Annotated in this window: 29 protein-coding genes; 15 read left to right on the top strand and 14 right to left on the bottom strand. The window is 70.8% G+C overall.

Annotated elements, in window-relative coordinates; all coding sequences use genetic code 11:
• Positions 1-9: 9 nt before the first annotated feature.
• The gene (locus tag CBM981_RS03670; protein WP_157665319.1) at positions 10-774 is read right to left on the bottom strand and encodes a precorrin-6A/cobalt-precorrin-6A reductase; all 765 of its coding nucleotides are present in this window, start codon (positions 772-774) and stop codon (positions 10-12) included.
• A 125-nt stretch (positions 775-899) separates the two neighbouring features.
• Here CBM981_RS03670 and CBM981_RS03665 point away from each other — a divergent pair, with 125 nt between their 5' ends.
• Positions 900-1,412: a single-stranded DNA-binding protein gene (locus CBM981_RS03665; RefSeq protein WP_087067310.1), complete on the top strand. Its 513-nt coding sequence runs from the start codon at positions 900-902 to the stop codon at positions 1,410-1,412.
• A gap of 7 nt (positions 1,413-1,419) precedes the next feature.
• Here the strand turns inward: CBM981_RS03665 and CBM981_RS03660 are convergent, their stop codons facing one another.
• Positions 1,420-1,662 (bottom strand): hypothetical protein, encoded by a 243-nt coding sequence (locus CBM981_RS03660; RefSeq protein ID WP_087067309.1) that lies wholly within the window; start codon positions 1,660-1,662, stop codon positions 1,420-1,422.
• Between the two features lie 34 nt (positions 1,663-1,696).
• Between CBM981_RS03660 and CBM981_RS03655 the strand changes: the two genes are divergently transcribed.
• The 3 genes from CBM981_RS03655 (at position 1,697) to CBM981_RS03645 (ending at position 4,362) form a co-directional block, all read left to right on the top strand.
• Positions 1,697-2,239 (top strand): DUF2854 domain-containing protein, encoded by a 543-nt coding sequence (locus CBM981_RS03655; RefSeq protein ID WP_087067308.1) that lies wholly within the window; start codon positions 1,697-1,699, stop codon positions 2,237-2,239.
• Positions 2,240-2,325: 86 nt separating this feature from the next.
• A complete protein-coding gene (argB, locus tag CBM981_RS03650) occupies positions 2,326-3,222 on the top strand; it encodes an acetylglutamate kinase (RefSeq protein ID WP_087067307.1) in 897 nt (298 codons plus the stop codon).
• 33 nt (positions 3,223-3,255) lie between these two features.
• Entirely contained in the window at positions 3,256-4,362 is a 1,107-nt protein-coding gene (locus tag CBM981_RS03645) for a DUF3153 domain-containing protein (RefSeq protein ID WP_225867515.1), read from the top strand.
• Here CBM981_RS03645 and priA read toward each other — a convergent pair.
• Entirely contained in the window at positions 4,359-6,581 is a 2,223-nt protein-coding gene (gene priA, locus CBM981_RS03640) for a primosomal protein N' (RefSeq protein ID WP_225867514.1), read from the bottom strand. The two genes, CBM981_RS03645 and priA, sit on opposite strands and share 4 nt — an antisense overlap.
• Positions 6,582-7,157: 576 nt before the next feature.
• Here priA and rpoD point away from each other — a divergent pair.
• From rpoD to CBM981_RS03620, 4 genes are all read left to right on the top strand, one after another.
• Positions 7,158-8,549: an RNA polymerase sigma factor RpoD gene (gene rpoD, locus CBM981_RS03635; protein WP_087067304.1), complete on the top strand. Its 1,392-nt coding sequence runs from the start codon at positions 7,158-7,160 to the stop codon at positions 8,547-8,549.
• A gap of 52 nt (positions 8,550-8,601) precedes the next feature.
• Positions 8,602-8,997, top strand: coding sequence for a DUF1824 family protein (locus CBM981_RS03630; RefSeq protein ID WP_087067303.1), 396 nt, complete (start codon positions 8,602-8,604; stop codon positions 8,995-8,997).
• An 85-nt stretch (positions 8,998-9,082) separates the two neighbouring features.
• A complete protein-coding gene (gene hemC, locus CBM981_RS03625; protein WP_087067302.1) occupies positions 9,083-10,048 on the top strand; it encodes a hydroxymethylbilane synthase in 966 nt (321 codons plus the stop codon).
• Positions 10,023-12,020: a chloride channel protein gene (locus CBM981_RS03620; RefSeq protein WP_087067301.1), complete on the top strand. Its 1,998-nt coding sequence runs from the start codon at positions 10,023-10,025 to the stop codon at positions 12,018-12,020. The genes hemC and CBM981_RS03620 overlap by 26 nt, the downstream gene beginning before the upstream one ends.
• Position 12,021: 1 nt before the next feature.
• On the opposite strand, the gene CBM981_RS15170 is transcribed toward CBM981_RS03620, so the two are convergent.
• The 6 genes from CBM981_RS15170 to CBM981_RS03595 form a co-directional block, all read right to left on the bottom strand.
• Positions 12,022-12,321, bottom strand: coding sequence for a hypothetical protein (locus tag CBM981_RS15170; RefSeq protein WP_157665318.1), 300 nt, complete (start codon positions 12,319-12,321; stop codon positions 12,022-12,024).
• A 128-nt stretch (positions 12,322-12,449) separates the two neighbouring features.
• A complete protein-coding gene (locus tag CBM981_RS03615) occupies positions 12,450-12,944 on the bottom strand; it encodes a L,D-transpeptidase (RefSeq protein ID WP_225867513.1) in 495 nt (164 codons plus the stop codon).
• Between the two features lie 235 nt (positions 12,945-13,179).
• Positions 13,180-13,767 (bottom strand): inorganic diphosphatase, encoded by a 588-nt coding sequence (locus CBM981_RS03610; protein ID WP_087067299.1) that lies wholly within the window; start codon positions 13,765-13,767, stop codon positions 13,180-13,182.
• 306 nt (positions 13,768-14,073) lie between these two features.
• Entirely contained in the window at positions 14,074-15,630 is a 1,557-nt protein-coding gene (locus CBM981_RS03605; RefSeq protein ID WP_087069169.1) for a carboxypeptidase M32, read from the bottom strand.
• Between the two features lie 31 nt (positions 15,631-15,661).
• The gene (locus tag CBM981_RS03600; protein WP_087067298.1) at positions 15,662-18,181 is read right to left on the bottom strand and encodes a plasma-membrane proton-efflux P-type ATPase; all 2,520 of its coding nucleotides are present in this window, start codon (positions 18,179-18,181) and stop codon (positions 15,662-15,664) included.
• Positions 18,182-18,214: 33 nt separating this feature from the next.
• Entirely contained in the window at positions 18,215-18,622 is a 408-nt protein-coding gene (locus CBM981_RS03595; protein ID WP_087067297.1) for an OsmC family protein, read from the bottom strand.
• A 44-nt stretch (positions 18,623-18,666) separates the two neighbouring features.
• Here CBM981_RS03595 and CBM981_RS03590 point away from each other — a divergent pair, with 44 nt between their 5' ends.
• Positions 18,667-19,119: a DUF2721 domain-containing protein gene (locus CBM981_RS03590; protein ID WP_087067296.1), complete on the top strand. Its 453-nt coding sequence runs from the start codon at positions 18,667-18,669 to the stop codon at positions 19,117-19,119.
• A 37-nt stretch (positions 19,120-19,156) separates the two neighbouring features.
• Here CBM981_RS03590 and CBM981_RS03585 read toward each other — a convergent pair whose 3' ends face one another.
• The 4 genes from CBM981_RS03585 to CBM981_RS03570 form a co-directional block, all read right to left on the bottom strand.
• Positions 19,157-20,716 (bottom strand): NAD(P)/FAD-dependent oxidoreductase, encoded by a 1,560-nt coding sequence (locus CBM981_RS03585; protein ID WP_087067295.1) that lies wholly within the window; start codon positions 20,714-20,716, stop codon positions 19,157-19,159.
• On the bottom strand, positions 20,713-21,198 hold the full coding sequence (locus CBM981_RS03580) for a thiol-disulfide oxidoreductase DCC family protein (RefSeq protein ID WP_087067294.1): 486 nt from the start codon (positions 21,196-21,198) through the stop codon (positions 20,713-20,715). Before CBM981_RS03580 ends, CBM981_RS03585 begins: the two co-directional genes overlap by 4 nt.
• Positions 21,199-21,447 (bottom strand): hypothetical protein, encoded by a 249-nt coding sequence (locus CBM981_RS03575; protein WP_087067293.1) that lies wholly within the window; start codon positions 21,445-21,447, stop codon positions 21,199-21,201.
• Positions 21,448-21,531: 84 nt separating this feature from the next.
• Positions 21,532-21,723, bottom strand: a complete 192-nt coding sequence (locus CBM981_RS03570) for a hypothetical protein (RefSeq protein ID WP_369801683.1) — start codon at positions 21,721-21,723, stop codon at positions 21,532-21,534.
• Between the two features lie 150 nt (positions 21,724-21,873).
• On the opposite strand from CBM981_RS03570, the gene CBM981_RS03565 reads away from it, so the two are divergent.
• The 4 genes from CBM981_RS03565 to CBM981_RS03550 all read left to right on the top strand — a co-directional run bounded on the left by CBM981_RS03565 (position 21,874) and on the right by CBM981_RS03550 (position 23,427).
• Entirely contained in the window at positions 21,874-22,068 is a 195-nt protein-coding gene (locus tag CBM981_RS03565; protein ID WP_225867512.1) for a hypothetical protein, read from the top strand.
• Between the two features lie 136 nt (positions 22,069-22,204).
• Positions 22,205-22,663 carry a secondary thiamine-phosphate synthase enzyme YjbQ gene (locus CBM981_RS03560; RefSeq protein ID WP_087067291.1) on the top strand — a complete coding sequence of 153 codons (459 nt, stop codon included), beginning with the start codon at positions 22,205-22,207 and terminating at the stop codon, positions 22,661-22,663.
• A gap of 63 nt (positions 22,664-22,726) precedes the next feature.
• Positions 22,727-23,098: a hypothetical protein gene (locus CBM981_RS03555; RefSeq protein ID WP_087067290.1), complete on the top strand. Its 372-nt coding sequence runs from the start codon at positions 22,727-22,729 to the stop codon at positions 23,096-23,098.
• A gap of 41 nt (positions 23,099-23,139) precedes the next feature.
• Entirely contained in the window at positions 23,140-23,427 is a 288-nt protein-coding gene (locus tag CBM981_RS03550) for a 4a-hydroxytetrahydrobiopterin dehydratase (protein WP_087067289.1), read from the top strand.
• A gap of 113 nt (positions 23,428-23,540) precedes the next feature.
• Here CBM981_RS03550 and CBM981_RS03545 read toward each other — a convergent pair whose 3' ends face one another.
• Positions 23,541-24,386: a hypothetical protein gene (locus CBM981_RS03545; RefSeq protein ID WP_087067288.1), complete on the bottom strand. Its 846-nt coding sequence runs from the start codon at positions 24,384-24,386 to the stop codon at positions 23,541-23,543.
• 149 nt (positions 24,387-24,535) lie between these two features.
• Between CBM981_RS03545 and CBM981_RS03540 the strand changes: the two genes are divergently transcribed.
• Both CBM981_RS03540 and CBM981_RS03535 read left to right on the top strand, forming a co-directional pair.
• Complete coding sequence (locus tag CBM981_RS03540) at positions 24,536-25,432, top strand: NAD-dependent epimerase/dehydratase family protein (protein WP_225867511.1); 897 nt, start codon at positions 24,536-24,538, stop codon at positions 25,430-25,432.
• Between the two features lie 56 nt (positions 25,433-25,488).
• Positions 25,489-26,262 (top strand): Coq4 family protein, encoded by a 774-nt coding sequence (locus CBM981_RS03535; RefSeq protein WP_087067287.1) that lies wholly within the window; start codon positions 25,489-25,491, stop codon positions 26,260-26,262.
• Positions 26,263-26,280: the final 18 nt, after the last annotated feature.

The following is a 26,280-nucleotide window of genomic DNA, read 5'->3' as shown; positions in this document are numbered from 1 at the left end:
GCCCCCGGATCAGCCCGGAGGGCGCCACTGGGCCAGATCGCGCAGCAGCTCGGAGCCACTCAGCGCGGGTACGTCGGACCCTGGCTCCGGCCGCTGCAGCAGCAGCAGCCGGCAGCCGTGCCGGGCGGCGAGCCGATGCCATCGCCGCTCGGGTTCACCGCCCGACTGGCGCACCAGGATCACCTCAATCCCCCAGCGCCTCACCAGGGCGGCCTCGATCGACCCCTCCGCCGTGGGACGCAGGCAGGCCACCCGCTGGGGGGCAAGCCTCGCCGCCATGGCCTGCTGCAGGCTGTGGGCGTTCGGCAACAGGCGCGCGTGGTGCACGGCTCCGGCCGTGCAGGCCACCGCCTCCGGCAGCCGGCGCGCTCCGATCGCCAGCAGCAGGCGCCTGCCGCTCAGATCCAGGCTGGAAAGGTGAGCCAGTTCTGGCAGCACCGTGCAGCCGGGCCCCAGCCTGCAGGGCGGCCTCGAGAGGCGCAGCAGCGGCGTTCCACTGGCCGCGCATCCCTGTTGCAGCGTCGTGTGGATCCGCTCGGCGAAGGGATGGGTGGCATCGATCACCAGGGCGAAGGGATCGCTGCGGGCTTCCGCCTCCTCCAGGGCAGTGCGCAGAGCCCCCACGCCGGCGAGGGCACCCACGCTGATCTCCACAGCGCTGAGCTGTTCGTAGGGTTTCCCAGCGGCCGGATCCACCACGCTCACGCGCAGGCGCCAGCCCTGGGCCTGCAGCTGCTGTGCCAGCCCCGGACCTTCCCCGGTACCCGCGAACATCCACAGCCTGCGCCCCTGCCCCGCCGCTGGCGGCAGGGGCGCAGGCTGTGGCGGCCGTGGCGTCACGAACTGGTGCTGGCTGCCCCCTTGCATCAGGATGGGGAGGATCCGCTGGTCGAAGGCGAGTGAACCATTGTCTGCTGGAAGTTGATGTGCTCGAGGCTCCCCAGGTTCGCTACACCCAGGACAACCAGACGCCGGTGGCCGAGATGGCGGTGCAGCTGGAGGGCCTGCGTCCCGACGATCCTCCCGGGCAGCTGAAGGTGGTGGGCTGGGGCAACCTGGCGCAGGACCTGCAGAACCGGGTGCAGGTGGGCCAGCGCCTGATGATCGAGGGCCGGCTGCGGATGAACACCGTCACCCGTCCGGACGGCATCAAGGAAAAGCGGGCCGAGTTCACCCTCTCCCGCCTGCATCCGCTCGGCGCCGCTGCGGGGCAGGCCGGCGGCGGTCCGGGGATGCCCCCTGCGGCGTCCGCCGCGCCGACCGCCATGGCCGCGGCTCCGGCGCGACCCCAGCCCCGCCGTTCGCCGGCTCCGGCCACCGGGGCCCCGGCCCCGGCTGCCGAGCCGCCCAGCTGGAATGCCTCTCCCCTGGTGCCCGATCTGCCCGAGGGCGACGACGACATCCCCTTCTGAGCAGGCTTCAGCTCGACGGTTCCTGCACCTCCGCCACCCGGTCGAGCAGTTCGCCGAGTTCCCGCTCCAGGGCCGCCAGGTCCAGCCTCCAGGCTGGCCAGGCGCCGGCATCGATCTGGCGCAGCAGCCAGAGCCTGTCGGCCTGGAGCTGGGTGATCAGATCCGCGGTGGAGGGTTCCGGCGCAGCGGGTGTGGCTCCGGCGGCGGCAGCCGCGCTGCCTGGCTCGGGCGGGTGGGGCTGGCTGGTCATCTCGGGGGCTCGCGGCATACAGGAAGATGGCGTCATGCAAGCACTTCTCTCTCCTGGCAGCCTGGTCACGGTGGCGGGAGCCGCCCTCTCGGTGATCGGCTGGATCGGTTACGCCACCGGCAATCCCAACCTCAGCCTGCCCACCATCTTTTACGGCATCCCGATCCTGCTGGGGGGCCTGGCCCTGAAATCGTCGGAGTTGCCGCCGCCCATGCGGGTCACGCCGGCGGCGCGCTTCCGGCACCTGCGCGAGCAGCCCGAGAGTGAGCCCCTGCGCAAGCTGCTGGCCGATGTGATGCGCTGGCGCTACGGCCAGAAGGCCCATCTGGAGAGTTCCCTCGAGGTGCTGAAGCTCTGGGACGACGACACCCCCCCCCAGCTGGTGGCCGTGGAGGAGATCGAGGAACAGGGCCACTACGGCCTGAAGCTGAACTTCGAGACAGGCGCCGTGCCCTTCGAGCGCTGGCAGGCCCAGCAGGAGCGGCTCGGCAGATTCTTCGGCCAAGGCCTGGCCTGCGCGCTGGACCCCCGGGAGCCCGGCCGCTTCACGCTGCGCCTCTGGGTGCAACCGTCCTGAGTTCAGGCCCGGAGTCCCCTCTGCCCGCCTGCCTGCCGTGGTCTGCCCCCCGGCCGCTCCTGTGTTCCTCCACCCTCCGCTCCGCCGTGAGTTCCGACGTCGTCATCAGCCAGACCGATGCCCTGCGGGTCTCGGTGCTCAGCGAGGCCCTGCCCTACATCCAGCGGTTCAGCGGCCGCCGGGTGGTGGTGAAGTACGGCGGCGCCGCCATGGCCCGTGAGGACCTGCGCGATGCGGTCTACCGCGACCTGGTGCTGCTCACCTCGGTGGGGGTGCGGCCCGTGATCGTGCATGGCGGCGGCCCGGAGATCAACGACTGGCTCGGGCGCCTGAACATCCAGCCGGAGTTCCGCGGCGGCCTGCGGGTCACCACCCCCGAGACCATGGACGTGGTGGAGATGGTGCTGGTGGGCCGTGTCAACAAGCACATCGTCAACGGCCTCAACAAGCTGGGTGGCCGCGCCGTGGGCCTGTGCGGCAGCGATGGCTCCCTGGTGACGGCCCGTCCCTACGGCGAGGGCCGCAACGGGCTGGTGGGGGAGGTGGCGGCGGTGAATCCCGCCGTGTTGTTTCCGCTGCTCGAGGCCGGCTACATCCCCGTGATCTCCAGCGTGGCCGCCGACCACGAGGGCCAGGCCCACAACATCAATGCCGACACGGTGGCCGGGGAGCTGGCGGCGGCGCTGCAGGCCGAGAAGCTGATCCTGCTCACCGACACCCCCGGCATCCTGCGCGATCGCCAGGATCCCTCCACGCTGGTGCGCCAGCTCACGCTCGCCGGTGCCCGGGAGCTGATCGCCAGCGGCGTGGTGGAGGGGGGCATGACCCCCAAGACCGAGTGCTGCATCCGGGCCCTGGCCCAGGGGGTGGGGGCGGCCCACATCGTGGACGGACGCATCCCCCACGCCCTGCTGCTGGAGGTGTTCACCGATGCCGGTATCGGCACCATGGTGGTGGGCAGTCCCCACCTGCTGGAGCCCTGAACCGGCGGAGCCGCTCTGATGTCAGACGATCCCTTGTCAGACGATCCCTTCCGCGAAGCCCGACAACGCCTGGAGCGGGGTGACTACGGCCAGGTGCTGCGCAGCCTCGAGCCCCTGGTCGCCAGCTACCCGCCGGCCAGTCCCGATGGGGCCCAGCTGCAGCTGCTCATGGCCACCGCCTGGATGGGGCAGGGCAACACCGTGCGGGCCATGGCCTGCTGCCGGCAGGTGAAGCGGTGCAGCGACGCGACCCTGCGGGCCCAGGCCCGGGATCTGCTGGAGGTGCTCGAGGCGCCGGCCCTGGAGCGGCCGCGCCACTGGTCGCTCACCCTGCCGGATCTCGGCGAGGCCGAGCCGGTGGCCGGCCGCCTGCAGCAGCTCGCCAGCCGGCGGCGGCGGCAGCGGCGTCCACCGCCGCCCCCCCCACCGCCGGTGGGGCCGACCCGGCCTCCGCTCGGCTTTGCGGCCGTGGCCCTTGCCCTGCTGCTGCTCACCGTGCTGCTGGGGGGGTGCGGTGCAGTGCATGCGGAACTCACCTTCCATTCCCCCGGCCGGCTGCAGGTGGGGGAGCGGCTGGTGCGCGATCCCGCCGCTGTGGCCACGCCCTGGGAACAGGCCCTGCTGGAGGCGCTGCGGCAGGCCGGTCTGCGCCCCACCGCCCCGGAACGGCCGGGCGTGGATCACCTGGTGGGTCCGGTGCTGCCGGCCGGCGCCGCGTTGCAGCAGCTGGGCGAGACCATCACCGAGGCCGGCCGCCTGGCTGGCCTCGACCTGCCGGCTCCCCGGCTGCAGTGGGAGGAACGCAACTGGCTGGTGGGGGTGCGCCAGCACCTGGTCATTGGCGTGGATCTCCGCCGCGCCGATCCCCTGCCCGGGGCAGACTTCAGCCTCGACCTCTCTCCCCTCGCTCCGGCCGCCGTGCGCCTGGCCACGCCGCGATCGGCCGTTCCCCTCGCAGTCGATCGCGGCGTGCGCTGGCCCCTGCAGCTCGGAGCTGACAACCGGCTGGACGTGCACTGCTGGCGCTGGAACCCGCTCGGGCTGGGCGCCCTGGCCATCGGTGTCGCGCTGCTGCTGGCGCTGCTGCTGGCGCGGCTGCGTCAGCAGCTCGGTTTCGGTCTGCCCCAGCTGCCGGCCTAGAGGCTGAGCGGGTCCGGGTCGATGGCCAGGCCCACGCCGGCCGGGAGCACCTGGCGCAGCTCGGCCTCCGGGGGCAGGGGCAGCCCGGAGTGGGCCGGGCCGTGCAACAGCAGTTGCCAGCGGCTGCGGCCCGCCACCCGCGCCACCGGGGCAGGGGCGGGGCCGATCAGGCACCATCCGCTCCGCTCCAGGGCCGGGCGCAGCAGCTCGGCCATGCTGGCGGCGGCCGTGGCCGTGGCGCCGCTGCCGCTGCCGCTGAAGCGCAGCAGGCAGGCCCGGCTGAACGGCACCAGCCCGCCGCTGCGGCGCAGGGCGATTTCTTCGTCCAGGAAGCGGTCGTAGCGGCCGTCCACCAGGTGCCGGATCACCGGGTGCTCGGGGCAGTAGGTCTGCACCAGCACCTCGCCGGGCCGCTCGCCACGCCCGGCCCTGCCGGCCAGCTGCAGCAGCAGCTGCAGGCACTGCTCGGAGGAGCGCAGGTCGGGACGGTGCAGCAGCCCATCGGCGGCCAGAACCGCCGCCAGGGTGACCTGGGGCAGATCCATGCCCTTGGCCAGCATCTGGGTGCCCACCAGCACGTCGGCGTCACCAGCGGCGAACCGTGCCAGCAGCCGGCGATGACCATCGCGGCCGCGGGTGGTGTCCCGATCGAAGCGCAGGACGCGCAACCCCTCCAGTTCGCCGGCCAGTTGCTCCATCACCCGCTGGGTTCCGGCTCCGAAGGGTTTGAAGGCCGTGGACCCGCAATGGCCGCAACGGGCCTCCATCTCCGTGCGGTGGTCACACCAGTGGCAGCGCAGCCACTCGTGCCCGCCCGCTGAGCGGTGGACGGTGAGTGCCACATCGCAGTGGGGACACAGCACCGCTTCCCCGCAACTGCGGCAGCTCAGGAAGGTGCGGTAACCCCGCCGGGGCACCAGCACCACGGCCTGCTCGCCGCGCTCCCGGATCCCCTCCAGCCGCTGCAGCAGCGGGCGGCTCAGCAGGCGCCGGTGACCCTCGGCCAGTTCCTGACGCATGTCCACCAGCCGCACGGGCGGCAGGGGCCGTCCGCCGATCCGCTCGCTGAGGCTCAGCAGCCGGGTCGGATCGCCTGCCTTGCCCTGGCAGGCCAGCCAGGTTTCCACCGCCGGGGTGGCACTGCCCAGCACCAGCCAGGCCCCCGTCTGCTCCGCCCGCAGCCGGGCCACATCCCGGGCGTGGTAGCAGGGCATGGGGCTCTCCTGCTTGTAGGAGCTGTCGTGTTCCTCATCCAGCACGATCAGGCCTGGCTGGCCCAGGGGCAGGAACACCGCGGAGCGGGTGCCCACGGCCACCAGACCCTCCCCCCGCAGGCAGCGTCGCCACGCCGCGATCCGCTCGGCCTCGCCCAGGCCGCTGTGGTACTCCACCACGGTCGCTCCGAAGCGTCGCCGGCAACGGTCCAGCAACTGGGGAATCAGGCCGATCTCCGGGGTCAGCAGCAGCACGCTGCGGCCCTGCCGCAGGCAGTGGGCCGCCGCCTGCAGGTACACCTCGGTCTTGCCGGATCCGGTCACACCCCAGAGCAGAAAGGCCTGCCCGGGGGGGGCGGTGGTGATGGCCTCCACGGCCTGCCGCTGGGGTGCGGTGAGGGGCTGGGGCGGTTCCAGGGCTGGCGCGATCGCGTCGCTGGCGTCGCCGGCCTCCAGCAGCAGCCGTTCCACCAGGCCGCGCTTCTCCACAGCCTGCAGCACGGCCCGGCTGAAGCCTGCGGCACCGCACAGTCTCCGCAGGGGAACGGGGGAGGGACACCGCGCCAGATGGTCGAGCAGCTGGCGTTGGCGCTGGGTGAGACGCTCCCCTGCCTCCGGCGGCCGCCCGAGCTGCACGGCGGCGATGGTGGGAGGCCCCCCCTGGCCCCGTTGGTGCCGCTGCCCCAGCCAGCCGGGGGGGAGGGCGCTCTTGAGGGTTTTGAAGCCGCTGGTGTGGCATTGCTCAGCCACCTGTGCGATCAGGGCATGCCACTGAGGATCCACAGCGGCGTGCTGGAGCACCAGCTCCACCGGCTGCAGGGTTTTTCCCAGCAGCTCCCCGGGGAGACTGGGGAGTTGGGCCACCACCAGGCCGCTGTGGCGCCGGCCCTGCAGGCGCACCTGGACAAGATCGCCGATCCGCAGAGGGAGTTCCTGGGGGTTCGCATAGGTGAACACCTGTCCTTCGCGTCCGGCCTCCAGCCAGATCTGGAGCCATTGGCTCACCAAACTTGCATTCGGCACGGGCCATTCATAGGATGGAGCTGTTGGGCAGCTCACAGGCTGCCGTCGGAACCAGGCAGAGTTCCGTCCAGAGGGAAGACAAGAAGAGAGCCGGGGAGACACCCTCCCATTGCGCCTCCTGTCTGCGACCACCCCTGACAGCCCTGCATCCGGCCCCGGCCACCACCTCCTTCCATTGCTGCAGACCGCACCGGCAGACCGCACCACCCCGGCCTGCCGCGTGCGCGCACGGAAACAGCTCCGGCTCCATTCCTCATTGACAAACCTTCCCTGGCCCGTCAAGCCCTTGCGCCCACCTCTCCAGGCTCCCTCTCCTTGCGGATGAAGCCGACTCCCTCCCCAGAGCGTCTCTCCCTAGAGCGTCGCTGTCCACAGCCTCGCCGTGCCGCCTGGCTCGTCCCGATCCCAGCGGCTCCGGCCCACGGTCTGTCCCCCTGAGCGGGCGCCGACCTTCCGGTCGCGGACTCCTGTGTCGCTTCCTGGCCGTTGGCGACTGGACCCCTGTTCCGCTGCCCGTCCCGCAGCCTTCTCTTCCTGTCCCTCCCCCACCTTTCGTCGATGAGCACCGCACTTCCCAAAGCCAAGCCTGCTGCCCAGATCCTGATGGTGGCCACGGCTTCGGGTGAAGCGGTGAGCGTCCACACCCCCGGCGCCGCGGCTTCCAACACCGGCGCGGCCGCCCCAGGCTCCGGCACGGCCACCGGCTCTGTGGCCAAGGCTGGCAAGCCGGAAGCGAAGGTCAAGCCCGCAGCCAAGCCCAAGGCCAAGGCTGCCGCCAAGGCCAAATCCACGGCCAAGACCAAGACCACGGCCAAAACTCCCGCCGGCAAGGCTGCTGCTGCCAAGCTGCCGGCCGGCGACCTCGATGCCGCGGCCGATGAGCTGCTGACCGCAGCAGGCTCTGCCGAGGCGAAGGCCGACCCCGCCGCCAGGCCGGTCAAGGATGCCGGCGACGACAAGGCCGCCAAGGCCCTCGCCAGCATCAAGGTGGGTCCCAAGGGGGTCTACACCGAGGATTCGATCCGGGTCTATCTGCAGGAGATCGGCCGTATCCGGCTGCTCCGCCCGGACGAGGAGATCGAGCTGGCCCGCAAGATCGCCGATCTCCTCCAGCTCGAGGAGCTGGCGGCCCAGTTCGAGGCCGACCATGGCCACCACCCCGACAACAAGGAGTGGGCGGCCCTCGTGGACATGCCCCTGATCAAGTTCCGCCGGAGGCTGATGCTGGGCCGCCGGGCCAAGGAAAAGATGGTGCAGTCGAACCTGCGCCTGGTGGTGTCGATCGCCAAGAAGTACATGAACCGGGGCCTGAGCTTCCAGGACCTGATCCAGGAAGGTTCCCTTGGCCTGATCCGCGCCGCCGAGAAGTTCGACCACGAGAAGGGCTACAAGTTCTCCACCTACGCCACCTGGTGGATCCGCCAGGCGATCACCCGGGCCATCGCCGACCAGAGCCGCACCATCCGCCTGCCGGTGCACCTCTACGAGACCATCTCGCGGATCAAGAAAACCACCAAGACCCTCTCCCAGGAATTCGGCCGCAAGCCCACCGAGGAGGAGATCGCCGAATCGATGGAGATGACCATCGAGAAGCTGCGCTTCATCGCCAAGAGTGCCCAGCTGCCGATCTCCCTGGAGACGCCGATCGGCAAGGAGGAGGATTCCCGCCTGGGTGACTTCATCGAGGCCGACATCGAGAATCCCGAGCAGGACGTGGCCAAGAACCTGCTGCGCGAAGACCTCGAGGGCGTGCTCGCCACCCTCAGCCCGCGGGAGCGCGACGTGCTGCGTCTGCGCTACGGCCTCGACGACGGCCGCATGAAGACCCTCGAGGAGATCGGCCAGATCTTCGATGTGACGCGCGAGCGCATCCGCCAGATCGAGGCCAAGGCGCTGCGCAAGCTGCGTCACCCCAACCGCAACGGCGTGCTGAAGGAATACATCAAGTGAGAGCTGGGTCAAGCGATGGGCTCCCTCCCCACCGCCCGACACCCTGAGGCCCATGCACGCATCCCTGGGGAGCCTGCGCGCCCTGCGCACGGCTCCTTGCCTCGATCCAGCCGAGCTCACCGCCCTGCGCACTGAGCTGGCCGCCCGCATGGGCCGCTGTGAGTGGTTCACGGTGGGGGTGATGGCCCCCACCGCGCTGCAGGCGGTTCAGACCCTGCGCTCCCTGGAGGCCGCCTGCGGATGGCCCCCGCTGGCGCCCGATTCCTCCGGGGAGGAACTGGAATCCACGGACGGGCCGGTGTTCCTCAAGGCGAACCAGAGCACCGGCCGGTTCAGTCTGCGCCTGGAGGATGGCCTGGGCGAAGGGGTGCTGATCACCGGCCACAGCCGCGCCAACCCTGACGCAGAGGACACCTGGGGGCCTCTGCCGCTCCAGTGTTTCGGCTGATCCGCCGGACTGCGGTGGGGTGAGGGCTGGTCCTTAGGCTGGGCGGCTGTGACACGGCAGTCTGTCTGCCAACCGAAGGATCTCGATGGCCGGCTCCACCCTGCGTATTGCCTCCCGCCGCAGCCAGCTCGCCATGGTGCAGACCCACTGGGTGCGCGATGAGCTGGCCAAGGCCCACGACGATCTGACGATCACGATCGAGGCCATGGCCACCCAGGGCGACAAGATCCTCGATGTGGCCCTCGCCAAGATCGGCGACAAGGGCCTCTTCACCAAGGAACTGGAGGCCCAGATGCTGGTGGACCGGGCCGACATCGCCGTGCACAGCCTCAAGGATCTGCCCACCAACCTGCCCGAGGGGCTGATGCTGGGCTGCATCACCGAGCGGGAGGATCCCGCCGATGCCCTGGTGGTGCACGCGAAGCACCGTGACAAGACCCTCGCCACCCTGCCGGAGGGCGCCGTGGTGGGCACCAGCTCCCTGCGACGCCTGGCCCAGCTGCGCCACCACTTCCCCCATCTCACCTTCAAGGACGTGCGCGGCAACGTGATCACGCGCCTGGAAAAGCTCGACTCCGGTGAATTCGACTGCCTGATCCTGGCTGCCGCCGGCCTGGGCCGGCTCGGCCTCGGTGCCCGCATCCATGAACTGATCGATCCCTCGATTTCCCTGCACGCCGTGGGCCAGGGGGCCCTGGGCATCGAGTGCCGCGATGGCGACACCGCCGTGCTGGAGCAGATCAGGGTGCTGGAGCACACCCCCACGGCGCGCCGCTGCCTGGCCGAGCGGGCCTTCCTGCGGGAGCTGGAGGGGGGCTGCCAGGTGCCGATCGGTGTGAACACCCGCTTCGCCGAGGCTGAGCACAGCGGCGATCTCATCCTCACCGGCATGGTGGCCAGCCTGGACGGGCTGCGGCTGATCCGCGACGAGGCCCGCGGTCCGCAGGAGGACCCCGAAGCGATCGGCGTTGCCCTCGCCCACAGCCTCAAGGATCAGGGCGCCGGGGAGATCCTGGAGGAGATCTTTGCCAGCGTCCGCCCCGAGGCCTGACCCCCAGCCCAACGAGGAGTCGGCCGCCTCGGCGACCCGTCTGCCCTTTCAGTGGAGTCTGCTCGCCTGGGCCGGCCTGGTGGGCGCCCTCACCGGGTTGGCCGTGGTGCTCTTTCACGAGCTGCTTGGTCTGATCAACAACGGCCTGTTCGGCCCCCTGATCGAAGCTCTGCTCAGCCTCGGCCGCTCCCCGGTGGCCGACCCCGGGCAGGATCTGGTGCCGCTGGCTGCCGACAGCTCCACTCCCCTGGAGGCGCTGCTGAGGATCGGCCTGGGGGGTCTCGGCTACCTGCCGACGCCACCGGCAGCACCGGAGCCGCCGCCGCTGCCCGCCTCCCAGCTGCCAGGCTGGATCAGCCTCTGGCCCGTGGTGCTGGTGCCCACCCTGGGCGGTTTCGCCGTGGGGCTTCTGCGCCGCTGGGGCGGCGATCTCGGCCCTGGCCTGCCCAGCCTGATGGCGATGGCGGAGGGCACCGAGCCGCCTGCCCCCCGGCTGCCGCTGCTGCGTCTGCTGGGTGCCTCCCTCAGCCTGGGGAGCGGCGCCTCGCTCGGGCCGGAGGGGCCCAGCGTGGAGAGCGGTGGCAACCTCGGCCTCTGGGTGGCCCTGCGGGGCGGCCTGCCGCCCCAGCGTCAGAAAGCCCTGGTGGCGGCCGGTGTGGCGGCGGGCCTGGCAGCGGGCTTCAAGGCACCGATCGCTGGGGTGTTCTTCGCCTTTGAAGGCAGTTTCAGCGCCATCCAGGGCCGCCCCAGCCTCCGGGCTGTGCTCGTGGCTGCGGTGGCCTCGTCGCTGGTGACCCAGCTGGTGCTCGGGGATGCACCGATCCTGAGACTGCCGGCCTACGAGGTGCGCTCACCCCTGGAATTGCCGCTTTACCTGGGGCTGGGGTTACTCGCCAGCCTGATGTCCTGGCTGCTGGTGCGGCTGCTCGCCCTGGGCCGCGATGCACGCCTGCAACGCTGGCTGGCCCAGCTGCCCCCCGGCCTGCCGACAGCCCTTGGGGGTGCCGCGGTGGGGGTGATGGCGCTTGGCTTTCCCCAGGTGCTCGGGGTGGGCTACGACACGGTCGAAGCCCTGCTGGGCAGTGATGGCGGCATCCCCCTGCTCAGCCTGCTGCTGTTGCTCGGGGTCAAGCTGCTGGCCACCACGGTGAGCAACGCCACGGGATTCGTGGGAGGGGGATTCGCCCCCGCCCTGGTGCTGGGCGCGGTGCTGGGGAATGGCTACGGCCAGCTGCTGGGCGACGCGGGCCTGCAGCTGCCGGTGGCCGAACCGCCCGCCTACGCCATGGTCGGCATGGCCGCGGTGCTGGCCGGAAGTGCCCGCGCCCCCCTCACCGCGCTGCTGCTGCTGTTTGAACTCACCCATGACATCCGCATCGTGCTGCCGCTGATGGCGGCGGCGGGGTTGAGTGCCCTGCTGGTGGAGCGCTGGCAGGGGCTGAGCGATCCCGGTCTGCTGGGGCCCGATGCAGCGGAGGAGCAGCGCCGGCGCCAGCTGGCCGCGGTGTCCGTGCTCGAGGCGATCGAACCGGAAGCCCCCCTGGTGCTGCCGGCAGAGACGCCGGTGGTGGAGGCCCTGGCGGAACTGGTGGCTGCCCATGGCCACTGCCTGGTGGTCGCCGAGGGGCCGTGGGTGCTCGGCCTGGCCACCCTCGCTGATCTGCAACGGCTGATCCGCTCCCGCCTCGACGGCACGGCCAGCACGGGGCTGGCGCCAGCACCGCTGCTGCGGGAGTGCGTGCGCGGGGACCTCCTCTGGCTCCCGGAGGCGGCAAACCTGGCCCAGCTGGAGGACCAGCTCAGCCCCTCAGGCTGCCGGCAGCTGCCGGTGTTTGCTGTGCACGACATCCGTGCCGGCGTTCTGCCCCATGGCTTGCCGAACCCCGGTCTGGCCGTGGGCAGCCTGCGGGGATTGGCAAGTCGCGATGGGCTGGCCAGGGCCCTGGCCCGCACGGCCCTGGCCGGGCACTGATTCAGCCGGCGTGGTGGCCGGCGTCAGAGCGGCAGCCGTTGACCCCCTCGCGTCCGGCCATGCCGAAATGGTGCAGGCTGAGATGGCTGGCCACGGGATCCGCATCGGCCAGCCGGGCCACGATCCGATCCAGGTCAAGGGCAGAGAGCTCACCCTCTTCCGACCACTTCAACGTGGTGTTGAGCGTGGTGTTGAGCGAAACGCCGCGCAGGGGCCGGTCGGCAGCACCGAGCTGCTCCCGTTGACCTCCCCTGTCTCCAGCTGCTCCCGGACATGGCTGGGTGTGCGGCGCTGGAACCATTGCGGCGGAAATGCAGAGCGAAACTTAAGGGAGGATCCCGGGCAATCCTGCCGATCCAGAACCGATCTCCAGGAAGTCTTTCGGATCCCGCCGCCATCCCTGGCGAGCCGCCCAGCCCAGTGGAGCACTCAGCGTCGGACGATCACCGGAGTGCCGATGTCCACCTTGTCGAACAGTTCACGCACATGGGGCGTGAGCATGCGCACACACCCATTCGATACGGCGGCCCGTGAGGTCACGGTCCAGGCCCAGGCGGTGGGCGTGCCGTGGATGCCGTACTGGTTGGGGCCGCTCTGTTTGAAACCGATCCAGCGATCCCCGAGCGGACCCTGGGGTCCCACGGTGGCGTTGATTTTGCCGCTGCGGGTGCTCTGGTAGCGGGGGTTCTGCACCTTGTTCTCCACTTTGAAGGTGCCCACCGGGGTGGGGGTGCTGGGGTCGCCGATCGCGACGGGCCACCGCCTCACCACCTGGCCGTTCTCACGGAGGCTGATCTCCCGACGCCCCAGCTCCAGCACGATCTCCCGCTGGACGGCCACCTCCGGCTGGACGGCGGCTGGAGGGGTCTCGGCCGCTGGAGCGGGCACGGCCGGGGGCGCGCTGGGCGGCTCCGTGGGCGCCACCGCCCCGGAAGGGGGAAGCGGACCCTGTCCGCTCGGTGCCGCCTGGGAGGGGAGTGGTGCTCCCCCCAGGGTCACGAGGGCGACGCCTAGGGCCAAACGCCCCCCCCACAGCCCCATCCCCTTGCTCCAAGTCCGTGCCCACGCTGACGGGGTGCGGGCCGGGGATTGGCTCTGGCGGGGAGCCATCGGCTCCGGGATCAGCAGGGACATCGGCGCGTGGTGGGGTGTCTCGGAATCAGTTCACCAGTTTGGCGTCGATCGCGCTGAGATAGCGCGCTTCGCACTCCTTGATGATGGTCACGGCCTCTGACGCCTCAAAGAAACCGTTCACCTTGCAGGTGCCGGGCTTCTTGAGATCCTTGTAACGCTCCCAGTAGTACTGGGTTTCCTTGAGCCAGTGATCACCCAGCTGGGTGTAGCTGGTGATGTGATCCATCCGCTTGTCATCGGCGAGAACTGCGATCACCTTGTCGTCCACCTCACCGCCATCGTCGAACTTCATGATGCCGATGATGCGGGCTTCCACCAGGGAGCCGGGAATCAGGGGCTCGGTCACTCCCACGATCTCGATGTCGAGGGGATCGCCGTCCTCATCCCAGGTGCGGGGGATACAGCCGTAGGCAAAGGGGTAGGCAAGGGAGGAGTAGCCCACCCGGTCCAGCTTGAGATGGCCGGTTTCCGTGATCAGCTCATATTTGTTGATCGTCATTGAGTTGAGCTCCACGATCGCGTTGAGGCGGAGCTCGGCTTCATCGGCGAAGGCCGGCAGCACGTGCAGCAGGTTGAGCATCGTGCGGCTCGGGGCGTGGTCGATGTTCGCCATGAAACAGAGTGTGCGATCGCGGCGCATCCTACGAAGGGCACCACCCACCAAGGCACGCCGCTGTGGTTGTCCCGTTCACGGCGGCAGTGCAGGCTGCCGCACCCCCTCGGGAAGCCGGCGCGTGGCCCGGGCCTCACCCCGCACGTCCACCGGAGTGAATGGCTCCGCCGTGAGCACCATTGCTTCCGCCCCGGGGGAGGAACTGCTCGATGGGCTCGGCCTGGATCACCCATGCGGCGAGGGGACGAGTTTGATCCAGCCCCTTCCCTGTGGCCGCCATGGTGGCGTCGTCCCTCCCAGGCGGCCTCAGCCCAGCAGCCGTTCGAGCTTGCCGGTGAGGTAGCGGAGGAAGGGGCCGGTCTCCAGGGGGCGGCCGCACACCTGCTGCACCAGCTCCTCGCCGTTGACGCTGCGGCCCAGGGCCCACACCTGCTCCCCCAACCAGCGGCGGAGCTGCTCCTCCTCCCCCGCAGCCACGCGGGCCTCCAGGGCGCCGGTGCCGCCCAGGTCGTGCTCCAGCCGCTCCGCCAGCTGGGCGCTGATCAGGTGCCCCAGGGCGTAGGAGGGGAAGTAGCCGAACAGCCCCTCCGCCCAGTGGATGTCCTGCAGGCATCCCTCCGCATCGCCGGGCGGGGTGATCCCAAGCAGCTCCCCCATCCGCCGGTTCCAGGCCTCGGGCAGCTCCTGAACCGGCATGTCCTGCTCCAGCAGGGCCAGCTCCAGTTCGTAGCGGAGCACGATGTGGAGGCAGTAGCTCAGCTCATCGGCCTCCACCCGGATCAGGCCGGGCCGCACGGGATTGAGGGCCCGCCAGAAGCCGTGGCTGCCGCCCCAGGGATCGCCCCCAAGCCCGGCCACGATCCTGGGATGCCAGCGCCGGGCGAAGGCCTCGCCTCTGGCGATGCGGCATTCCCAGAACAGGGACTGCGATTCATGCACCCCCATCGAGGTGGCCTCACCCAGGGGCCAGGGGAAGTAGTGGTCGTCGCTGCGGGGCAGGCCCTGCTCGTACAGGGAGTGACCCCACTCGTGGGCTGTGGCCAGCAGGGCCGAGAGGGGCTGGCCCGGCACCACCCGGGTGGTGATGCGGTAGTCGGCCGGCCCCAGGGTGCAGGAGAAGGGATGGGCCGAGCGGGAACGCTGGCAGCGCTGCGGGTCATAGCCCCAGCTGCCCAGAAGCTCGGCGCAGAGACGCTCCTGCAGGGCCTCGGGCAGATCGGCGCTCTCCCCAGGGCGCCGGGTTCCGGGGGCCTGGCCGACCGCCTCGGCAGCCCGGGCCAGCAGGTTGGGCAGCTGCTGGCGCAACGGGCCGAACAGCTCCTCCAGCCGGGCCTTGCTGATTCCGGGTTCGAAGGGCTGGGCCAGGATCTCCCAGCTGCTCCGCCGCACGGGTTCGGCCGCCGCCAGTTGGTCGGCCTGGCGGCGGCGCAGGGCGATCAGCTCCTCCAGGGCCGGGGAGAACAGGGTGAAGTCGTTGCGGGAGCGGGCTTCCTGCCACACGGCATTCCCCCGCGACTGGGCCCGGGCCAGGCTGGCCACCAGGGCGGGATCGAGGCGCCGCTGCCGCTCCAGCTCCAGCCGCAGCAGGGCCAGGTTGCGCCGCAGAAGGGCCGATGGAGCACCGTGCTGCCCGGCTGCCGCCTCGGCTTCTGCCGCCTCCAGCAGCGCGGCGTAGTGGGGATCGCTCTGGCGGCGATGGAGCTGGCTGGCCAGCAGGCCCAGCTGTTCGCCGCGCCACTCGGCGCCGGCGGCCGGCATCACCGTGTTCTGGTCGTAGTAGAGGGTGCTGCTGATCGAGCCGAGCAGCCGCGTCTGGTGGAGGTGGTCGCGCAGCTGGGCGAGCGCCGGGCCCGGTGTGGTCATGGAGCCGAGGGAAGGCTCCGCCAGCATGGCCTCAGCCAGGCCCGCGGCGGCCTCGGCCGTGGCGGCGCAACAGGGTGGGCCGCCGCCCGAAGAGCTCATAGCCCAGCAGTTTCACCCGATCCTCCACCAGGAACCAGAGCAGGGAGTAGCCCCACACCAGCAGGGCCCAGCCCCAGCCGATCGGTGCCATCAGGATCCCGTACACCGCCAGGACTGTGGCCACCAGCTGGGTGCCCACCACGGCGAGCAGCAGCGGCAGGGCCGGCCGCACCGACCAGAAGGGGCCTTCCGTGCGTGCCACGAACACCGTCAGGTGACCCGCCACCGACAGTTTCAGGTACAGGAGGGTCTGGATGAACTCCCGGGGCTGGCCGAACCCCCTCTCCGCCAGATAGAGCAGGCCGAAGGAGGCGACGACCCCGGCCAGGCCGAGCATCGTGGCCACCCCGAGCACCACCGGCATCTGCCAGCGCACCGGGCGGGGTGACCAGTGGGTGCGGTCGTAGGCGATCGAGAGGATGGCGCCGTCGTTGAGCAGCGCCAGCAGCACGATCATCAGCGCCGACAGCGGATAGAAGTCGAACACCAGGATCGACACGGTCATGAACACCAGCACCCGGAGCGTTTCGGCGATCCGGTACACGGCGTAGTGGTGCATCCGCTGGAAGATGCGCCGGCTCTCCCGGATCGCCGACACCACCACGCCGAGGCCGGGGCTGAGCAGCACGATGTCGGCGGCGCTGCGGGCGGCATCGCTCGCCCCGGACACGGCGATCCCCGCATCGGCCCGCTTCAGGGCAGGGGCGTCGTTGACGCCGTCGCCGGTCATGCCCACCAGGTGTCCCCGGTGCTGCAGCAGCTCCACGATCCGGTACTTGTGCTCGGGCAGGACCTGGGCGAAACCGTCGCTCCGCTCGATCCGTTCCCCGGGGGCGAACAGGGATGGGATCCGGGGAGCGGCGGTGGACGTCTCGAGGGCCTCCGCCGGAAGAATGGCGCTGCCCAGGCCCAGCTGGCGGGCCATCTCCCGGGTGATCGCCACCTGGTCCCCGCTGATCAGCTTGGTGGTGATCCCCAGCTGGCGCAGTTGCTCCAGGGTGGCCCGGCTGTCTTCGCGGGGTGGATCGAAGAGGGGCAGCACACCCAGCATCCGCCAGCACCCGTCGCCTTCGGCGGCGGCCACGGCCAGGGAGCGAAAGCCACGGGCAGCGAAGGCCTCCACCGCCTGATCCACCGCCTTGCGCACCTCCCCGGTCTCCACCGCCATGGCCAGGAGCACCTGGGGGGCTCCCTTGCTCACCCGCAGATGGTTGCCTGCGGCATCCACGGCGGTGGCTTCGGTGCGCTTGCGCACCGGATCGAAGCCACGGAACGCCTCGATCCGCATTCCGGCCGCAGCGGTGCCGGCCCCGGGGGCCTCGAGCACCGCCGCATCGATCGGATCGCCGTCTTCCGCCCGCGAAGCGAGCGCGGCGCAGCGCAGCAGGTGCTCCGTGGTGCAGGGCGGCACGCAGAAGGGTGTGCCGAGGCTGAGCCGGTTCTGGGTGAGGGTGCCCGTCTTGTCGGAGCAGAGGATGTCGATCCCCGCCAGCTCCTCGATCGCGGCCAGGCGCGTGACCACGGCTCGGCGGCGGGCCAGCCGCTCGGCACCCACGGCCAGGGTCACCGAGAGCACGGTGGGCATGGCCACGGGGATCGAGGCCACGCAGAGCACCAGGGCGAAGCGCAGCGTCTCCACCATGCCGTGGCCCCGGAACAGGGCCACCACCAGGACCAGGGTGATCAGCAGCAGCGCCACCAGGATCAGGTAGTCGCCGATCTTGAGCACCGCCTGCTGGAAATGGCTGGGTGGCGGTTCGGCCTCCGCCAGCCGGGCGGTGCGCGCGAAGGTGGTGGAGGCCCCCGTGGCATGCACCAGGGCATCGGCCTCCCCGCGCCGCAGGATCGAGCCGGAGAGCACGGCGCCCCCCCGGTCCCGCTCCACCGGCAGGGATTCACCGGTGAGGGGGGACTGGTCGATCTCCACCGGACCCCCGTCCAGCAGGCGGGCGTCGGCCGGCACGATGTCACCGATCCTCAGCCGGATCACATCGCCAGGCACCAGCTCCCGGGAGGGCACCAGCGTCCAGCGGCCGTCCCGCACCACCCGCGCCTCCCGGGCCAGCTGGGCCTCCAGGGCCGCGATCTCGTTGCCGGCCTTGTACTCCTCCCAGAAGCCCACCCCGGCATTGGCGGCCAGCAGCAGCAGGATCAGCCCCAGATCACTCCAGTCCGCCACCAGGGCGGAGAGCAGGGCGGCCAGTTCGATCATCCAGGCGATGGGCCCCCAGAGGTGGCCCAGCAACAGCCTCCAGGGCGACACCGCGTGACGCGGCAGCTCGTTGGCCCCCCCATCCCGGAGCCGGCGCCGGGCCTCGTCACTCTCCAGACCGCGGGGCGTCGTCTTCAGCCTCTCGAAGAGCGCAGGCAGCGGAAGGGCGGCCAGAGTGTCCCCGCACCCTGGGGCCGGCTCAGGCGCGCAGACCTTGCCGGGATGGCGAGCCTTGCTCATGCGAGGGATCGGGCGCTCCCGCCCAGGATGGCTTCAGCAGCTCTGCCAGTGCAGCGTCATCGGGATCGCCCCCTGCAGGCTGGCTTTCACCGGACAGGTCTCGGCGGCGCGGCGCAACGTCGCCTGCTGGCGCTCCTCGAGGTGCTCCGGCAGCGCGATCCACACCTCCAGGCCGGTGATCCGCCGCGGGGCGCCCTGGCCCATGGTCTTCTCCACCCGCGCCGTGGCCCCTTCGAGGTTCCACCCATGGCGCTCGGCCACGATCCCCATCACGGTGAGCAGGCAGGTGGCCAGGGATGTGGCGATCAGATCGGTGGGGGAGAAGCAGGATCCCTGCCCCTGGTTGTCCACCGGCGCGTCGGTCTCGATCCGGCTGCCGGAGGGACCGTGCTCGGCGCCGCAGCGCAGACCGCCGCTGTACTGGCAGGTGATGGTGGTCATGGAGTCGGATCCGTCTAGCGTCGTGCCACCACTGTGGCGACCGGATGCACGCTTCCCTGGCGGTGACGGCTGCGCCGGTGGAAGGTCTGGCCCGGGCGATTCAGCTCTCGGTTGCGCCGGTGTTTCTGCTGACGGGCATCGGCGGGCTGCTGGTGGTGCTCACCAACCGCCTGGCCCGCATCGTGGATCGCTCGCGTCAGCTGCAGGAGCAGCTGCGGGACGCCGCCATCGCCCAGGCCCACCTGGCGCGGCAGGAACTGCAGATCCAGAAGCGGCGCATGGGCCTGGTGCTCAAGGCCATTGAGCTCTGCACCGTCACCGTGCTGCTGGTGGCGCTTGTGGTGGCGATCGTGTTCGTGAGTGCCGTCACGGCCATCGATCTGGCCCTGATGGTGGTGCCCCTGTTCGTGGCGGCGATGCTGTGTCTGATGGTGGCGGTGCTCCTGTTCATGCGGGAGGTGCAGCTGGCGGCCGCCCAACTGCGCCGCCGCTTCTGATCGCCGGCTCCCTGCCCCTGCCCTGGGGGCAGCCTGATCAGGCCGCCAGTTCCAGCTCCTCCAGCAGGCGCCGCTGCTGCCTGGCCGGCACGAACCGGTGGGCCGCCATCGCGCCGCTCACCGCCACCGGTGGCACGCCGATTCCGGGAAACACCCCGGCACCGCAGAGCACCAGCCCCTCGAACGGCGTGCTCCCCCCCGGAAACGGCCCCTGGTCCGCCGGCCAGGCCGGGCCGTAGCTTCCCTGGTGCACCCGCAGGTAGTGGCGGTGGGTGAGGGGCGTTCCCTGGAGCTCCAGGATCCGCTGCTCCTGCCAACCCGGAAGCAGCCGGTCGAGCACGGTGTGGAACACCCCGCAGCGTTCCGCCTTGAGCTGACGGTAGGCCGGGCTGCCGCGCTCCAGATCCCTCCACAGCTCCCAGGGTTCGTTGGCAGGCGTGTAGCCGTGCAGCACGTGGTGGCCGGTGGGGGCCAGGCTGCCGTCGAGCAGCGACGGCATTGACAGCACCGCCATGTTGCGCTCGGCGTCGATGCCCCGCCGCCAGTCGCCCACCCACACGTGGTGAATGGGCAGATCGGCCATGGCTGGCGTGGCCCGCAGCCCCAGATGCCAGTGCAGGAAACTGCGGCAGGCGGGCGTGGCCTCCATCCGCCGGCGCCAGCGCCCCGCGACGGCCTGGTCGGGCAGCAGCCCCAGGAGATCCCAGGGGCTCACATTGGCGATCACCCCCTGCCGGGCCCGGATCCGCTCGCCGCCAGCCAGCACCACGCCCACGGCCCGGCGCCGTTCCAGCCACACCTCGGTCACCGGGGTCCCGGTGCGGAGAGCGCCGCCGTGACGCCGCAGGCCCCGCAGCAGGGCCTCCACCACCGCGGCGCTGCCGCCGATCGGGTAGTCGAGGCAGGCCTGGGGTTCGAACCACTCGCCGAACAGCGTTGCCATGGCGGCGGCGCTGGTGCGGTCCATCGGCAACCCGGAGATCAGGAAGCAGAGCAGATCGACCCACTGCAGCAGGAAGGGGTCCTGCAGCCGCCGGCGGGCCATGGGACCGAAGGCTCCCCCCAGCGCCGCCAGCTGGCCGGCCTGGCCGAGCAGTCCGAGCCCGCCGCTCGCCGCCAGGGTGGTGGCGGCTCCCAGCCCCGGCCGCAGGGCCAGCAGCGGCAGGCGCCGCGCCGCACGGCAGAGCGGCTGCAGCCACTCCATGAAGGCGGCCCATTCGCCGGCGGCGGCATCGCCGCGCAGCTGCCGCACCAGGGCGAGGAACGGCTCGAGCCCCACCCCCACCCGCAGGTCTCCCTCCGGCAGCAGCAGGCCCCACTCCCTGTAGGGGTGCACGGGCACCGATTCCCCCACCGCCCGCAGCACCTGGGCGAGGGGATTGCTGCTCGGCCAGCTCCCGAGTCCTGACCAGAGGGAAGGTCCCGATTCGAAGCGGAAGCCGCCGCGCTCGAAGCCGTGGGCGGCACCTCCCGCCTGGGTGTGGGCTTCCAGCACCAGGACCTCCAGGCCGTGGCGGGCGGCGATGGCGGCGGCACAGAGTCCGCCAAGACCGCTCCCCACCACGATCAGGTCCGGTTCGGCCGCTTCGCGCTTCACCGGCCTGGCACCGCCGCATCCTGCGGCTGCGGCTGTGCTTGCGGCTGTGGTTTCAGGGCACAACGGCCCTGGCAGAGCTGATCCAGGGGGGGGCGGCCGGTGAGCCGCAGCCGCCAGGCCGCCCAGAGGCGGTACACCCCATCCACCAGGGGCCGCAGCAGCGGCCAGCGGCTCGGGGCATAGAGCCATCCCAGACCCACCAGGGCATAGGCCCGGCGGAACACCTCCACATCGGTGAGCACAGCCCCATCGGCGCTGATGGCATGGATGCGCTCCATCGCCTGCCGGTAGGTGATGCCCCCGTGCTCGCGGGGGTCGTATCCGGCCGCGTCGACATCCACAAAGGCCAGCACAGGCTGGGCGCCGTGACGCTGGCGGTCTCGGTGGCGCAGCAGCCGCACCTCCCGCAGGCAGAGCGGGCAGCCTCCGTCGTAGAGGATCTCAAGTGCGGCGGCCGCCGGCGAACTGGTGGGGCTAGGCATTCACTTGCGTCGGCAGTATTTGCCGCCCACGTTCATCCAGCCCGAGGGGCAGGGTTTGCCGTGGGTGGGCCGCACCTCGTACTGCATCAATCCGAGGGTGCTGCATCGGCCGTTGAGCAGATCCACGTATCCCAGGGGGCACATCCAGTCCAGCTTCTTCACCTCGCGCTGGGCGAGGGCCGGCGTGGCGAGCGTGACCAGCGTCGGCAGGGCGGCCAGGAGGGGGAGCAGGGGGCGCGGTGGGCGCATTCAGGGCGGGGGCGGTGATGTGATGCTAAGAACAAACCGGTCCGGCGATGGACGGTCGTGCCGGGTGGGCTGGTTCCGCAAACCTCAACCTCCCACCTTCCTGTCCAGCCAGAGGGTGAGCACGTACACACCGATGAACATCGGCAGGTAGGCAATCCACATGTTGGGCAGGTTGAGCTCTGCGTTGTTGATCAGAACAAGCCCGGAATAGCTGATCACTCCATAGATCAAGGCTCGGCGCAACGGCCCGGCAAGCTTGTTCACGGCAGAGGCCACCACGCTGCAGTTCCAGGCTATCGGCCCGGACGGGATCCCTGCAGCAGGGGGTGGGGATCTCCACGGTGGCAGTGGCAGGCACCTTGCCGCGCGAGCGGGAACCGGGATGATGGAGGTTTCCACGGAGCGATGACCGGTATGGATCCCTCGATGGATCTCACCCAAGCCCTCCAGCTTCTCGGTCTGACCTCCCTCCCCCCCACCAGTGAGGAGCTGGCGCGTCTGGTGGCGGCACGCCATCCGGCCTCGAAGGCCTGGAGTGCCGAGCAGAGCGCCGCCTATCGCCGGATCTGGGAAGCGCTCGATCCTGCCGGGGGCACCACGGCTGCCGCAGCGCGGAGCTGAAGCCAGTCCAGCCCTGCGGCCCTGCGGCGGTGATGGAACCCGCAGCATCCCCCGCCCCCCTGGTTCAGGCTGGAGATGCGGAGATGGGTGCCACTCCGCGAATGGTGCCACTCCTCCCCGGTTCCGCTCTGGAAGCATGCGTCAGTCCCTGTCCACCCTGTCCATCGAGACCGCTGGCGAAGGTTTCACCGACATCACAGCGGCAGTGGAGCGGACCATTGCCGAGAGCGGCCTGGACACGGGGCTTTGCCTGGTGTTCGCCCTCCACACCAGCTGCTCGCTCACCGTGAATGAGAACGCCGATCCGCGGGTGCTGCAGGACCTCACCACCTACATGCGGGCCCTGGTGCCCCACCATGGCGTCAGCCCCCTCGGCGGTGAGGGCACCTGGCACCCCTACCGCCACAACGATGAGGGCCCCGACGACATGCCGTCCCACATCCGCACGGCCCTCACCGCCACCAGCCTCACCCTCTCGTTCCAGGCCGGCAGGCTGGTGCTCGGCACCTGGCAGGCGATCTACCTGTGGGAACACCGCAGGGCCGGGCAGCGGCGCCGAATCCGCCTGCACCTGATCGGTGAGGCTGGCGGTTGACGGCCGGCCGCGGGCAAAGCGTCCACCCAGCCCTAGCTTGCTCCCATCCGCTGGCTGCTGCTGATGGTCCGCCTGTCCCGTCCGTTCCTTGCTGCCGGCCTGGCCGCTCTCGTTGGCGCCGCTCTGCCCGCCCTGCCTCTGATGGCCCAGGAGGGCTCCCCAGCGGCGCAGGCCCCTGTGGACGGGCAGGCTCCCGGCACCGAAAGCGGACCTGAGGCCCGCACCGGCAGCGAGACCTCCACCTCCTTCATCTCCGAGGTGGATGCCTGCAACCGTGCCCAGAAACTGCGACCGGCCGGTTCGATCGTCACCCGGATGCACTACTGGCGCCAGGGAGTGGCAGGGGAGCGCAGCGTCACCTGCACGGTGAACTGGAGCACAAGGCAGGACGCCCGACCCACCCACAGGCCCATCCTGTTCGGCCCCACGGCCTGAGGGCTGCGCCAGCATGACCCCAGCTGTTCCCGCTGGTTTCCATGGCTGCCGTTCCCCTCACAGGCGAGCAGATCGCCGACCTCCCCAGTGCCCTGCCGGACTGGCAGCTGGTGGAGGGCAAGCTGCGCCGCGAGCTGCGCTTCACGGACTTCGTGGCCGCCTTCGGGTTCATGACCCAGGTGGCTTTGGTGGCGGAAGCCATGGGCCACCATCCCGAGTGGAGCAATGTGTGGAACCGGGTGGTGGTGACCCTCACCACCCACGACACCGGTGGGCTGTCCGACCTGGATCTGGAGCTGGCGCGGCGGATCGATGCCCTCGCTTCCTAGATGGTCTGCCCCCGCAGGTTGTTCCGTGGCCAATGCGGTGTGAGGCCGCTGCGGTCCGAGGTGCGACCCCATCCACTCCGACCGCCCAGCCAGCCAGGCGGGATCCGTGAGCGTCACGACGAAGCCGATGCGCACCGGTAGGTCCGCCGCTCCCAGGCCTCCAACTGGCCGGTGGCATCGAACAGCACGCTGATCCGCCTGAACTGCTGCGGGCCGAGCAGGCAGCCCACCTCCAGCCGGAACGCACCCTGCGGCAGCCACTCCGGCAGGCTCACGATGAGGCCGTCGGCGAACCCTGCCGTGAGCGTCTGGCTGGCGAAGTCGGCCGGATCGAAGGGTGTGCAGGCCTGGCCAGGCTGGTCCCGCTCCGGCCAGCGCCCAGGCTCCAGCCGCTCCAGCTCACCGGCCCAGCCCTGCAGCTGCTCCAGTTGCTGCAGGGGCTGCTCCACGGCTGGCCGTGCCGGATCCATCGCCGCCAGGCTGCAGCGGAAGGGCGTGACCGCCAGCTGGTCGAGACGCCAGGGGCGGGCTCCGGCCGGAGCCTGGGGCTGGGGCAACCAGAGGGCCACCAGCATCGTGCGGGAGCGCCCCTGGAACAGGTTGATCTCGTGACCGAAGCGGGCCCCCGCGGCCTCGCCTGCCGCCTGGGGTGGCACCACCAGGCTCGACTGACCTCCGGCCGCAGGGAACTGCCAGCAGCTGCCGCCCTGGTTGTAGGTGGAGGCGCTCAGCGGCAGGAGCCGCTCTCCGCCCGGTGCGAAGCGCAGGCCCACCCCGTGCCAGCTGCCGCTGGAGGGGCTGTCGAAGCGGATCGTGTAGGTGCTGTGGGGCAGTTCCAGCTCGGGCCTTTCCAGATCCAGCACCCCCTGCGCGTTGCGTCCATACCAGCGGGTGGGGCCCTGCCAGCGCCCCTCGAAGTTCTGCCGGTTGAGCTGCCACTGCCGTTCCGCTCCGGTCATGGGTTCGCTCCCTGGTGGTGGGCCAATCCTGGGCCCAACGGTGGACCCGATGCTGGGCTCGGTGGGGGGCCGGGGCTGTGGGTCTGGGGGCTGGGGCCGTGGGTCTCGGGCTCCAGCTCCCTAGGGTCGGAACGGCACCCCCCAGCACCTTGCGCATCACCATCATCGGCTGCGGCTGGCTTGGCCTGGCCCTGGCCCGCCACTGGCGGGGGCGCCATGCCCTGGTGCTCACCACGACCACCCCGGAGCGGCTGCCGGAGCTGGAGGCGCTCGGGGCTGAGGCTGCACTCGTGCAGGGCAACGACCGCTCCGCGATGGCCCGGGCCCTGGCGCAGGCCGAGGTGGTGGTGCTGACGCTGGCGCCCCGGGGCGATCGCCAGGTGGATGCCGATGCCTACGCCTCCACCTACCTGTCCACCTGCCGCTCCCTGCTGGAGGTGCTGCCGGAGCTGCCCCAGCTGCGGCAGATCGTGTACACGAGCAGCTGTGGCGTGTATGGCGATGCCGCCGGTGGCTGGATCGATGAAACCACGCCCCCCCAGCCACGGGATGGGCATGCCACGGTGCTGCTGCAGGCCGAGGCGCTGCTGCAGCGGGCCACAGCCCCCCGCGGGGCCGGGATGCCGGCCCCGGCGGTGGCCGTGCTGCGGCTTGGGGCCCTGCACGGTCCTGGGCGTGAGCTGGGCCCCCGGCTGGCCAGGCTGGCCGGCAGCCAGAGGCCAGGCGATGGCATCCTCTGGAGCAACTGGATCCACCAGCAGGACGCCGTGGCGGCGATCGATGCGGTGGTGGAGCAGGGGTTCAGTGGCCTGCTCAATGTGGTGGATGGCCGGCCGGCGACCCTGCGGCAACTGGTCGAGCGGGCCTGCGCTGTCCGTGCTCTGGCTCCGGTGACCTGGGGCGCCGACGACCCGCTCCCCCAGAGCCCCTCTCCCCCCTCCGCCGGGGCCAGCCTGCCCAACCGGCGGATCGGCAACCAGCGCCTGCTGGCGCTGGGCGTAACGCCGATGCGGGCCGGGGTGCTTGAGCAGCTCGCAGAGGGCTGAACGGCCGGCGGCCGGCCCCCCCATCCCTGCCTACCTTGGCGGTTTGCCCCCCTCGGATGAGTTTCCGTTACCTCGACCGGGTGGCCAGCCCTGAAGCGATTCAGCAGTTTCTGGACCTGGCCGATCTGGCCCTGGGCGCGGCCCAGTCGGCCCACAACGTGTTCGCCCTCTCCCACCGGCTGCGCGAGACCCGACCCATGCAGCTGTGCCGCACGCGCCTCCAGCGGGATCCGGCCAGCTGGGCCTGGGTGGAGGAGCGCCGGCCCTGCGGCCCCTACGACCTGGCGGCCCTGCAGGCGATGCCGAAGGGGAGCCTGGGCCACACCTACGGCACGGTGATGGCCACCCTCGGCTACGACATCAACTTCTTCCCCAAGCCGGAGTTCTTCAACAACCTCGACACCGACGCCGACTACATCAACTACCGGGTGTTTGCCACCCACGACATCCACCACATCCTCACGGGCTTCAGCCTCGATAACTTCGGCGAACTCGGGGTGATCAGTCTCAGCGTGGCCCAGTACTCCCACCCCGGGCTGGCCTTCACCGATCTGATCGGATTGCTGATGTCCTGGTTCCGCACCGACACACCGATCGCTGATCTGGAGAGTGAGCAGGAGCAGGCCCGCACCACGGCCTACGTGTTCCGCATGATCAGCCAGGGACTGGAGATGGGCCTGGCGGCCCAGCCCCTGTTCCCCGTGCGGTGGGAGGAGCGCATGGAGCAGAACCTCGAGGAGCTGCGGGCCGAGCTGGGGATCGAGCCGATCCGCGACGGCATCTCCAGCTGGCACAGCGATGGGGCCCTGGCCGCGGCGCTGGCGGCCTGAGCCCCTGGGGCGGCAGCC

The sequence above is a fragment of the Cyanobium sp. NIES-981 genome, assembly GCF_900088535.1.
GTDB lineage: Bacteria > Cyanobacteriota > Cyanobacteriia > PCC-6307 > Cyanobiaceae > NIES-981.
Note: the sequence above shows the minus strand (reverse complement) of the source record. Positions and strands in the feature narration are given on the sequence as shown.